Genomic DNA, 12,146 nt, shown 5'->3' on the forward strand with positions numbered 1-12,146 from the left:
TGTGAATAAGCTATTGTTAGTTTTAAATCTTTTTGTATTGTACAGTTGTTGCGGTACCAAGGCGCAGGCAAATGAAGAAGTCAAATTGCAAGAGCAAGAGAAGCACCAGTACATTGTAGAATATTCGGCGTTGACGCGAGGCGCTTACAAACGAATTGTATTGGAAGGTGATTCTTTGACTGTGCAATTGGATAGAGCCCAAGAGCCAAAAGTTGTTCAGTGTACATCACAAGAGCTGTCTTCAATCTATGCTTTAGTAGATACAATAGACTTAAACGAACTTAAAAATTTGGAGGTGCCCTCCAAGGCACATCAGTATGACGGAGCGTTGATTGCGGTGCTGAAAATCACCGATCAAGGAACCTTGTTCCATAGTCCTTCTTTTGATCATGGCAATCCTCCAAAAGAAATCGAACCGCTTGTTCTTCAATTACTATCCTTGGCGGAAAAAGTTGAATAACGGCTAACTTTTGTATTTTTGTATGAAAATAAACGACGTGAGTATACAGGATATTCAAAATGACATTATCGACGAGTTCTCAATGTTTGACGATTGGGAAGAGCGTTATCAATATATGATCGATTTGGGCAAGACCTTGCCATTAATCGATGAGCAATACAAAACCGATGATAATATCATCAAAGGTTGTCAAAGTAAGGTTTGGGTACATGCCCAATTGGAAGATGAAAAGGTGGTATTTACAGCCGATAGTGATGCTATCATCACCAAAGGAATCATAGCCATTCTTATTAGGGTATTTTCAAACCAAAGTCCTTCGGATATTATTGCAGCCAATACCGATTTTATTGACGAAATCGGGTTGAAGGAACATTTATCACCAACCCGTGCCAATGGCTTGGTGAGTATGATCAAACAATTAAAAATGTATGCCATAGCATACCAAACACAGTTAAATTAAGATGAGCGATACAACTATAGATACCAATGCCCTTGGAGAAAAAATTGTAAGGGTTTTAAAAACTATTTTCGACCCTGAAATTCCTGTAGATATCTACGAATTGGGGTTGATTTACGATGTGTTTGTCAACGAAGATTACGATGTTAAAATCTTAATGACACTTACTACGCCCAACTGTCCTGTGGCGGAAACCTTGCCTCTGGAAGTTGAGGAAAAAGTGAAATCTCTTAACGACGTGAAGTCTGCAGAGGTAGAGATTACTTTTGACCCACCTTGGTCACAAGAGTTAATGAGTGAAGAAGCAAAATTGGAATTGGGAATGCTGTAGCATTTCAATATTCATATAACTAAAAAGGACTTAATTAAGTCCTTTTCTATTTTGTAACAAGATTTATACAAATGGCAAGACATAGACCCAAATCAATTAAGGATGAAGACAAAACCAGCATAAGGTCTTCCTTTAATGCTTTGGTGTATATTCCGCGTTTTTTTAGGGAAATTTGGAATGTCAACAAAAAGCTTTTTGTCTTGTCGGCTGTTTGCCGTTTGATAGGAGCCTTACTTCCCGTTGTCATTTTATGGGTGGGCAAATTGATTATCGATGAGATTGTCGCCCAAACTTCTATTGAAACGACTGACTATACCCAATTGTGGACATATGTCGCTATTGAATTTGGCTTGGTAATCCTATCGGATTTCATTAGTAGGGCCATTTCCCTTACTGATGGTTTGTTGGGTGATGAATACAATATTGCAACGTCTGTTACGATCATACAAAAGACTAATCAGGTAACCATTAGCCTGCTTGAAGATTCTGAGTTTTATGATAAACTGGAACGCGCGCGTACCCAAACTACGGGTAGGGTAGGATTGATGTCTAATGTGTTGGGACAAGCACAAAGCGCCATTTCCATTGCTACTTTGGTAGCAGGGCTTGTGTATTTTGAACCCTATCTTATTATTTTGTTGGTGCTGAGTATTATTCCTTCCTTTATTAATGAAGTGAGGTTTAGCCAACAGCAGTATTCCTTGGCAAGAAGTTGGACCTCAGAACGACGGGAATTGGACTATCTACGGTTTATAGGGGCCAATGATAAAACAGCTAAAGAAATTAAATTGTTCGGCCTTACCGATTTTATCGTAGATCGATTTCGAAATCTTTCCGAAGAATATTATCAGCTCAACAAAACCTTGGCAGTTAAACGTTCGGCTTTGGGATTTTTATTCAATGTTTTGGGCTCCATTAGTTATTATGGGGCCTATGTGTTTATTATCTATCGTGTGTTGTCGGGTGTGATTACTTTGGGTGAGTTGACATTTTTATCGGGCTCTTTTAATAGGTTGATGAGGAATCTTCAAGAGTTCTTTTCAAGATTTACCCGTATTTCGGAGAGTGCTTTGTATTTAAAGGACTATTTCGATTTTATTGATATTTCAGTAGATGCCAATACTCAAGAAGATGTACCGCTCCCTAAACATATTCATCAAGGTTTTGAATTTAGGAACGTCTATTTTTCCTATTCAGATTCAGAACATGAGATTTTAAAAGGTGTAAGTTTCACTTTAAAGGCAGGAGAAAAACTAGCTTTTGTAGGGCAAAACGGGGCAGGAAAAACGACGCTTACGAAATTGCTATTACGCTTTTATGAACCAACATCGGGCGAGATTCTGTTAGATGGTGTGAATATCAACAGGTTTAAGAAGGCAGATTATCAGCAATTTTTTGGAGTGATTTTTCAGGATTTCTTTAGATATGAATTCACGGTTAAAGAGAATATCGCCATAGGAGATATTAAAGAATTAGGCAATCAAGAAAAGATTGAAAATGCAGCACGTTTAAGTTTGGCAAACGAAGTGGTGGAAGCTTTAACCAAAGGTTACGACCAACAGTTGGGAAAACGTTTTGTGAGCGGTCAAGAGCTTTCAGGTGGGCAATGGCAAAAAGTAGCTTTGGCAAGGGCTTATATGAAAAATGCTGAAGTGATGATTTTGGATGAGCCTACGTCAGCACTTGATGCCAAGGCAGAAAGTGAAGTGTTTGAGCGCTTTATTGGGTTGACCAAGGGAAAGACGAGCATTTTGATTTCCCATAGGTTTAGTACGGTACGACAAGCCGATAGAATTTTGGTGTTGGAAGAAGGCCGTGTGTTGGAAATAGGCACGCATGAAGAGCTTATGGCACATCCAAAATTGTATGCCGAATTGTTTACCCTGCAGGCAGAGGGCTATCAATAAAAATGTAATTTTGCGTTATGGCAGATGAAATAATTAACCGCGTAGCCAATAGTAAATTGGTAACTATAGACTTGGAAGACTTTTATCCTAAAGGTGCTCGTGCGCTTTTTGATATCAAAGATTGGTTATTCCAAGAGTTGATTTTAAAGGAAAAGGACTTCCGTGAGTATGTAAAGGAACACGATTGGAGTCAATATCAAGATGGTTATTTGGCTTTGCATTGTTCCGTGGATGCCATTATTCCGTCTTGGGCCTATTTGTTGATTGCAACGCAAGCTTCTTCATTTGCTAAAAAGGTGGTTGTTGGAAATCTTCAGGATTTGGAAACCTCTATTTTTCAAGAGATCGTTTCTCAAATGGATGTAGAAGAATTTCGCGATAAACCTGTTATCATTAAAGGCTGTTCCAATAAGCCTATTCCAGAAACTGCTTATACCTTATTGGTTTCCAGGTTGAATGGGGTGGCCAAATCCATCATGTTTGGTGAGGCTTGCTCTACGGTGCCGCTATATAAAAAATAGACTTCCTGCGCTTTTATTCTAGGAGGGTTTCAGAAAAAACCTATTTTTGTAGGGTATAAACCCTTTTATAAAACAATCAAAATGAAGAAATTACTGTGTTCTTTGGCATTGGTGGCCTGTGCTATGGTTGCGAATGCGCAGACCTTGGAGGAATTGAAAGCGGAACAAAAGGCTAAGAAGGATTCTATAAGCGGCATTCAAAAGCGAGTGGATGCATTGCAGTCCCAAATTGATGCCTTTCCAGGTTGGAAAATTGGGGCGTTTGGAGTTGTGGGAGGAAGCCTTTCCAGTTTTGAAAACTGGTATTCCCAAGGGACGCCCAATAACTCTTCAGGAAATTTTGGAGGTACAGTAAATGCCTATGCCAATTTAGATAGAGAGAAATACTTTTGGAAAAATGCCTTAAACCTTAATTTGAAATGGGTAAAACTTGATGACAAAGATGATCCAACAGATGATGACAGTTTTCAGCCTACGACGGATGTTTTTAATGTGACGTCTTTATATGGATATAAGATTGCAAAAAATTTGGCAGCTTCTGCCTTGATGGAATATAGAACGACTATTTTAGACAATTTTAATGATCCTGGATATTTGGATCTTGGGGTTGGAGCCACTTGGACACCAATTACAGATTTGATTGTGGTGGTTCATCCTTTAAACTACAATATTGTGTTCAGTAAAGAGGACACGGTTTTTGAATCGTCTTTTGGTTCTAAAATTGTGGCTGATTATACTAGAAAACTTGGTCCAGTAGATTTTAAAACCAACTTTTCAGCTTTTTTGAGTTATAAAAGTTCGGATTTGTCCAACTGGACATGGACTAATTCCTTCACTTATACCTTATGGAAGAATATTGGAATTGGCTTTGACTTTGGGTTAAGAGGTAACAAACAGGAAGCCTTGAATTATGCGTTGCAGCAATATGATCCACTAGTTGATACTGAGCCTACTTTTGATAATGTAGATAATAAGTTACAAAGCTATTATACTTTAGGCTTATCATATAAATTCTAATGGGACTTGAGCATATAAATGAAAAGAGCGCTTATTTTTAAGCGCTCTTTTTTTATTCTGTGGTGTCCTCGTAATTTTCGTCGTAGTCTGGATAAAGAAAATGGTTGTAAGGGAATCTGGTAATGTGAATCTTTCTTACTTCATTATACACACGTTTTCTAAAATCTTCTAAATTCTCTTTGTTAGTGGCAGAAATGAACAAAGCATTGTCTCCAATTTTGCTCATCCAAGTGGTTTTCCATTCGTCAAGAGTATAGTTCACTTTGGTGCGTTCAGCAACTAAATCATTGTCATCAAAAGGTTCAGCTTCGTAGGCGTCAATTTTGTTGAAGACCATAATGGTTGGTTTGTCGGCACTATCTATTTCATCCAAAATTTTGTTTACCGATTCAATGTGCTCTTCAAAATTAGGATGAGAAATATCCACCACATGCAACAATAAATCGGCTTCCCTAACTTCATCCAAAGTACTTTTAAAACTTTCTACAAGTTGAGTGGGCAATTTTCGTATGAATCCAACCGTGTCGCTCATCAAAAATGGTAAATTTTTAATGACCACTTTTCTAACGGTCGTATCAAGGGTGGCGAAGAGTTTGTTTTCGGCAAACACTTCACTTTTACTGATGACATTCATTAAGGTAGACTTTCCAACATTGGTATACCCAACAAGAGCAACCCGCACCATTTGGCCACGATTGCCTCGTTGTACGGCCATTTGCTTGTCGATGGTTTTGATCTTGGCTTTTAAAAGGGCTATTTTATCCCTAACAATCCTACGGTCAGTCTCAATTTCGGTTTCCCCGGGACCCCGCATTCCAATACCCCCTTTTTGGCGTTCCAAGTGGGTCCACATTCCTTTAAGTCGCGGGAGCAAGTATTCGCATTGGGCCAATTCCACTTGCGTTCTAGCGTAACTTGTTTGGGCCCTTTGAGCAAAAATGTCCAAAATAAGATTGGTCCTATCCAAAACTTTGCAGTTCAGAAGTTTACTGATATTGCGTTCTTGGGCAGGGGAGAGTTCGTCGTCAAATATGGCTGTACCAATGTTATGTTCATTAATATATTCTTGGACTTCTTCCATTTTTCCAGTACCTATAAAAGTACGTGGATTGGGCATGTCCATTTTTTGGGTAAACCTTGCTACGACTTCGCCTCCAGCTGTATATGTCAAAAATTCCAGCTCGTCCAAATATTCTTTAGACTTTGCTTCATCTTGATCTTTAGTAATGATTCCTACCAAAACCGCTTTTTCAAGCGAAATGTCTTTCTTTTCTAACATAGATGTAAATAAAGTGCAAATTTACGCAATTGCGAGCATTTTACTTTTTATAATTTAAAGGTTATCTTTGGGAATACTTCTTGATATTTTATAAATCATTTCGTTTTATCATGCAACAGACCATAGCGTTTTACAATATTGAGAATTTATTTGACGTTGAAGACAATCCTTATACCAACGATGACGATTTTTTGCCTGCTTCTGATAGGCATTGGACCAAGCGACGCTATGAAAAGAAAATCTACAAAATAGGCTCGGCAATCGCCAAAATAGGAAAGCAGGAAACCAAACATCCACCAGCCATTGTGGGATTGGCTGAAATTGAAAATGATGGTGTTTTGGAAGACTTGATTCACAGCCCCGATTTAAGGCGGTATGACTATGGTTATGTGCATTATGATTCTCCAGATACGCGAGGAATTGATGTCGCCCTTTTATATAACAAAAAGGTCTTTGAGCTCTTGTCTTCCGAACGTTTTACGGTTTTTATTGAGGATGAAAATGGCGTTCGTGATTATACACGTGATATTTTATTGGTAACGGGACTCCTTGAGGGAGAGGAGATGCACTTTATTGTGAACCATTGGCCGTCGCGTAGGGAAGGAGAAACAAAATCGGCCTATAAGCGGATGGAAGCAGCCAACATGGTTATGGAAATTTTGGAAACTTTAAAGTTAAATTATGAAGACCCTAAGGTTATTATTTTTGGTGATTTTAATGATAATCCAGATAATGAGAGTATCCGTCATTTGGTGAAACACGAACTGCTTTTTAACCCCATGGAAACTTTGTTGGATCTGGATCATGGAAGTATCAATTTTGAATTCCATTGGAACCTATTTGACCAGATTTTATGTTCCATCAATTTTCTGGAAACAATACCTGGAAGCCATAAGTTTGATTATGCCAAAATATTCAATGACAAGTTCTTGTCTCAATATAAAGGAAAATATAGTGGTCAGCCTTACAGAACTTATGTAGGGAAAAAATATATGGGAGGTTTTAGCGATCATTTTCCAGTGTATATTCTTGTTAAAAAAATCCTTTGATTACCTCGTAAATCCTACCAATTCACTTCGTCGAAGATTAATGCATTTAATCTATTATGCCAATGTTAATGGTATGTTAATAGGCATTTTTTTTATATTCGGAATCTTATTTCTGTATAGAGGAAAATTCAGAAATCAAATTAGCTATTAATCATTTTTAATGTTTTGTTTTTAACACACTTTTAATGAATGTGTTACGGGTGTGTTTTGGATTTATTTAATACTAACAATTAGATTGTATGAGAAAAATTACGCTTTGGATTTTTACTTTGTTAATGGGAGTGTCCTCTTTTGGGCAAATTAACATTAATGAAAACTTTGATGATGGCACTCCTGCAGGTTGGACAAGTACCTTCAATACAAGTGCTTCCCAATCCTGTTCTGGACAATCCCTTAGGGATAATCTTTACAGTTTCTCCAATACGGGGAATCTGACGTCTCCTAATATTGTGGGAGAGTCCAATGCAACAGATCTTACCATAAGTTTTGATTATAAGATTGTTGATTGGTCTGCCGCTACAAATGCCACTGCCCCTGGCTGGGGAAACTTTGTGGTGCAATATTCAACCAATAATGGCACAGATTGGATAGATGTTGATACTATTGATGATGACAACCATGTAACATCCAATGAATGCGCTAGCATGTCTTATACAGTTGTTGCTGCTGATCTTCCAGATGGAAGTGATTTCATGTTGAGGTTTGACATTACGTGGGCAGCTGGGGATTATTATATGTATTATGATAATGTAATGGCTGTTCAGGAAGCTACAGAAGTGCCTTCTTGTAATTCGGTATTAACTATGCCTTCAGACGGCAGTGTTGGGGCTCCAATTGATGGAAATATTGCTTGGTCGGCTGCTTCGGGTATTCCAACAGGGTATTATTTAACAGTGGGAACTACTGCAGGGGGAAATGATATTTTAAATAATATGGATGTAGGAAACGTGACTTCTTATAATCTTGGAGAATTGACCTATTCTACTCAATATTATGTAACTGTCACTCCTTACAATAATATTGGTACTACTACAGAAACTTGTATAGAGCAAAGTTTTACAACTATGGAAGATCCAACTATTATTGTAGACTGTGCGGTAGGACCAGAAAACATTACTTATTGTTATGGAAATAATGATGATACTACGTGGTTATTCACTTCAAGTGACGGGAGTCCTTTAAGGATTACTTTTAATGCCGGGGGTATTGAAAGCTGTTGTGATGATATTATCATTTATGACGGTGTAGACAATACCGGTACCGTATTGTATTTTGGAAATAACGGAGGAAACCTTGCTGGTTTGACTTTTGACAGTACTTCAGATTCTTTATTTTTTGAAATTGATTCTGATGGTTCTGTAAGTTGTTCGTCAGGAAGTTCTTGCTGTACTACAGAGTGGGATTTTACGGTAATGTGTGCTACTTGTGTGAATCCTGCCGCAACTTATGAAGTTGTAAGTGATTGTGAGAATGGTGGACAGTTTTTGGTAGAGGTAGATGTAACTAGTTTAGGAGATGCTGTTTCCTTGACTGTGTCTGATAACCAAGAAAGTGTTGCCCAGATAATCACCGAGATAGGGCTGTTGACTTTTGGTCCATACGATAACGGAACTGCTGTAGAAATTACTTTGTCCAATGATGATGATACTAATTGTATCATTACTGGGCCTTCAATGACTCAAGAATTTTGTTTAGATAACTATGTAGATTGTAGTGAGGGGCCATTGGTTGGTACTTATTGTTATACCAATAGTGATACGAACGTTATTACGTTTACAAGTAATGATGGAACACCACTTAACTTGACATTTAACTCAGGTAGTGTTGAAAGTGGATGGGATGAATTGCATGTGTACAATACAGATGGAACTGAGATGACTCCAGCTGATTATTATGGAAATGGAGGTGATCTTTCTGGTTTAACTTGGCAATCTGCTGGAGATACCATTTCTTTCTGGATTGAAGCTGATGGTGTATTTAGTTGTAGTTCAGGTAGCGAAACAACAATAGAGTATACCGTTTCATGTGCCACTTGTATTAACCCTCAAGCAAATTATTTGGTAGTGGATGATTGTGACAATGGCGATCAGTTTTTGATTGATGTGGATGTGACAAGTTTGGGAGATGCAACTTCCGTAACTATTACAGATAACCAAGGTTCTGTAGGCGTACAAGTTTCGGAAGCTGGGGTTACCCAATTTGGACCATACCCATTCTTAACGGATATTATCATTACTATTAGTAATGACCAGGACGTTAATTGTGTTATAAACAGTCAGCCTATTCAACTATTGGCTTGTCCTCCGGATAATGATAATCCTTGTAATGCGACAGTTGTTGCAGTAAATGATAATGATAGTTGTGATCTTACTACACCTGGAACTGTTTTAGCGGCTACACCGTCAGGGGTTCCTGCTACAACTTGTGGAGGTGATCCAGATGACGATGTGTGGTTTGAATTTACAGCATTGAATGAAGTTCAATTAATTACTTTGTTAAATATCTCAGGAGGAACTTTTAATTTGGATCATGCGGTTTATGAAGGTACTTGTGATGGATTGGTAGAACTTTACTGCTCTAACAATGCTGCGAGTGTGACGCCTGAATTGGTAGTAGGAGAAACTTATTATTTACGAGTATTCTCTTTTAGTTCTAACGAAGAAACAACCACGTTTGATTTATGTATCAAGGAGGCTCCAGAAAATACAGTGTGTGAAAATGCCACTCCTTTCTGTGGCGAAGGTGGAGCGCTTTATGCTTCCAATGTTATCGGAATCCCTTCTACGGGACAAGTTGCTTGTTTGGGAAGTATTCCTAACCCAACTTGGAATGTACTTCAAATTGGAGAGTCAGGACCAATCAACATTCAAATAGTTCAAAATACGCAATTTGATGAAGACGGGAATCCTACAGGAACAGGGCTAGATGTAGACTTCGTATTGTGGGGACCTTTTGATAATGAAATTGATTATTGTGAATTGGATCTGTTGGTAGACTGTCCAACTTGTCCAAACAATACTTGGAATCCAGATTTTTATCCGTTTGGAAATATTGTAGACTGTAGTTATTCAGCTGCTTCGGTAGAAAATGTAACGATAGACAATGCTATTGAAGGAGAAATCTACGTGTTACTGGTAACCAATTTTAACGGTGGCGTAGGAACTATACAAATAGAACAGACCAATGCTAGTGTTGATGGTTCTGGTTCTATTACTTCTGAGATTGAAGTAGAGTTGGGTGAGGACCAAAGTTTCTGTGGATTCCCATCTTATGACCTAAATGCTGAATCTCCTTTTGCCGATACTTATGAGTGGTATGCTGATGGATTTATCATTGAAGGAGAAACTTCTGCTAGTTTAACAGTAACTGAGACGGCAACCTATACCGTAATTGCATACGACGAGAATTGTGATACACAAGCTCAGGATGAGGTGACTATTATTTTTGGTTTGGAACCAGTTGCCAACCCAGTTGTGGATATTGTTACTTGTGATGATGCTTCAGGTGATGAGATTGAGGATTTCGATTTAGAAATGCAAACTCCTGGAATCTTGGTAGATCAAGATCCAGCATTGTTCAATGTAACTTATTACGCAAGTTTGGAAGATGCTCAGGCAGGAACCAATGCTTTAACATCTCCTTATACCAATGTTACAAACCCTCAAACTATTTATGTTAGAATTGAAGATGCTAATGCAACTTTCTGTTTCGCGACTACGTCTTTCGATTTGGTAATTTCTGGTCCAACCCCAACCGTTACCGATACAAGCTATAATTTGTGTGATGATGAATCTGGTGATGGCGTTGAAAGTTTTGACTTAACCTCGTTAGACGCAGATGTTTTAAACGGTCAAGATCCTTCTATTTATACGGTGTCTTATTACGCAAATGAAGCAGATGCTGATGCAGGTACTAATGCTTTAGGGTCTCCTTATGAGAATACAAGTAATCCTCAAACAATTTATGTGAGAATTGAAAGTAATGTCGCTTATGATTGTTACTCCGTTGGAGAAGTTGTACTGGCGGTCGATGCAGTGCCATTTGCTTCATTTAATTCAGATGAGGTTGCTTATGAGGTTTGTCCTAATGCAACTGTTCCAATTGAAATATCTTTAATTCTTGAAGAAGGCTTCACAGCTGATGAGGTAACTGTAGAATGGGCGCAAGACGGTGGATTGATTGAAGGTGAGTCAGGATTGACTTTGCCTGTATTGACTGAGGGGACTTATACTGCTGTAGTTATGAGTAACGCTTCTGGATGTTCCTATGAAGTATCTGCCGATGTGATTGAACTTGAAAATTGTATCATTCCTCAAGGGATTTCACCAAATGGAGACGGTATGAACGATAACTTCGACTTGAGTAGTTTTAGAGTGAGCAAAATCGAGATCTTTAACCGTTTGGGAACTTTAGTATACTCTAAGCGTAACTATACCAACGAGTGGTACGGACAGACCAACGATGGAGAGGATCTTCCAGTAGGAACATATTTCTACACTATGGAGTATGAAGATGGTAAGACACGTAGTGCTTGGGTCTACATCAACAAATAAGAGCAACCAAGAAAAACTAAAAGAGACATATGAAAAGAATATATATGGCAATGGTCCTATTGATGTGCGTACAGCTGTACGCACAACAGGACCCACAGTACACACAGTACATGTACAACATGAACGTAGTGAACCCGGCGTATGCGGGTTCGAAGGAGGCCCTTAGCCTAGGGGTGCTTTACCGCTGGCAGTGGAGCGGCATCGACGGGGCGCCGCGCACGGGCACCTTCTTCGGCCATGCGCCGATAGGCAGCAACATGGGGCTTGGGCTGTCGTTCATCAACGACCAGATCGGTCCGGTGATGGAGAACAACGTCTATGCGGATTTCTCGTATACCTTGAGATTGGGTGGTGAGCACCGCCTGGCCTTTGGGATCAAGGCAGGGGCCACGTTCCACGACATCGGCCTTGTGGACGATGTGTCCGTGATCGACCCCAACGACCCGTTCTTCTCCGAGAACATCAACAGTACGACCCCAAACATCGGTGCAGGGTTCTTCTACTATACGGAGCACTATTATTTAGGATTCTCGGTACCGAACATGCTGAACTCGGTACACCTTGATGCGGAC

Annotated in this window: 10 protein-coding genes; 9 read left to right on the top strand and 1 reads right to left on the bottom strand. The window is 39.0% G+C overall.

Translation table 11 applies throughout. The features are described from left to right. The first annotated feature begins 1 nt into the window (after window position 1). The 6 genes from AC6I5C_RS03400 (at window position 2) to AC6I5C_RS03425 (ending at window position 4,693) form a co-directional block, all read left to right on the top strand. A complete protein-coding gene (locus tag AC6I5C_RS03400; RefSeq protein ID WP_497903944.1) occupies window positions 2-460 on the top strand; it encodes a hypothetical protein in 459 nt (152 codons plus the stop codon). A gap of 37 nt (window positions 461-497) precedes the next feature. Continuing rightward, the gene (locus AC6I5C_RS03405; protein ID WP_053977078.1) at window positions 498-920 is read left to right on the top strand and encodes a SufE family protein; all 423 of its coding nucleotides are present in this window, start codon (window positions 498-500) and stop codon (window positions 918-920) included. Window position 921: 1 nt separating this feature from the next. Then, a complete protein-coding gene (locus tag AC6I5C_RS03410) occupies window positions 922-1,248 on the top strand; it encodes a DUF59 domain-containing protein (protein WP_053976383.1) in 327 nt (108 codons plus the stop codon). 71 nt (window positions 1,249-1,319) lie between these two features. Further along, complete coding sequence (locus tag AC6I5C_RS03415) at window positions 1,320-3,155, top strand: ABC transporter ATP-binding protein (RefSeq protein WP_497903945.1); 1,836 nt, start codon at window positions 1,320-1,322, stop codon at window positions 3,153-3,155. A 17-nt stretch (window positions 3,156-3,172) separates the two neighbouring features. Further along, the gene (locus AC6I5C_RS03420) at window positions 3,173-3,676 is read left to right on the top strand and encodes a DUF2480 family protein (protein ID WP_497903946.1); all 504 of its coding nucleotides are present in this window, start codon (window positions 3,173-3,175) and stop codon (window positions 3,674-3,676) included. Between the two features lie 81 nt (window positions 3,677-3,757). Then, window positions 3,758-4,693, top strand: a complete 936-nt coding sequence (locus AC6I5C_RS03425; RefSeq protein ID WP_497903947.1) for a DUF3078 domain-containing protein — start codon at window positions 3,758-3,760, stop codon at window positions 4,691-4,693. Window positions 4,694-4,745: 52 nt separating this feature from the next. Here AC6I5C_RS03425 and hflX read toward each other — a convergent pair whose 3' ends face one another. Continuing rightward, window positions 4,746-5,972, bottom strand: coding sequence for a GTPase HflX (gene hflX, locus AC6I5C_RS03430; RefSeq protein ID WP_497903948.1), 1,227 nt, complete (start codon window positions 5,970-5,972; stop codon window positions 4,746-4,748). 110 nt (window positions 5,973-6,082) lie between these two features. Between hflX and AC6I5C_RS03435 the strand changes: the two genes are divergently transcribed. The 3 genes from AC6I5C_RS03435 to AC6I5C_RS03445 form a co-directional block, all read left to right on the top strand. Then, window positions 6,083-7,021, top strand: coding sequence for an endonuclease/exonuclease/phosphatase family protein (locus AC6I5C_RS03435; RefSeq protein ID WP_497903949.1), 939 nt, complete (start codon window positions 6,083-6,085; stop codon window positions 7,019-7,021). A 239-nt stretch (window positions 7,022-7,260) separates the two neighbouring features. Beyond that, on the top strand, window positions 7,261-11,574 hold the full coding sequence (locus AC6I5C_RS03440; protein WP_497903950.1) for a T9SS type B sorting domain-containing protein: 4,314 nt from the start codon (window positions 7,261-7,263) through the stop codon (window positions 11,572-11,574). A 29-nt stretch (window positions 11,575-11,603) separates the two neighbouring features. Beyond that, window positions 11,604-12,146: PorP/SprF family type IX secretion system membrane protein (locus AC6I5C_RS03445; protein WP_497903951.1), on the top strand; the 543-nt coding region annotated here is incomplete at its 3' end.

Source organism: Mangrovimonas sp. sgz306409 (genome assembly GCF_059735265.1).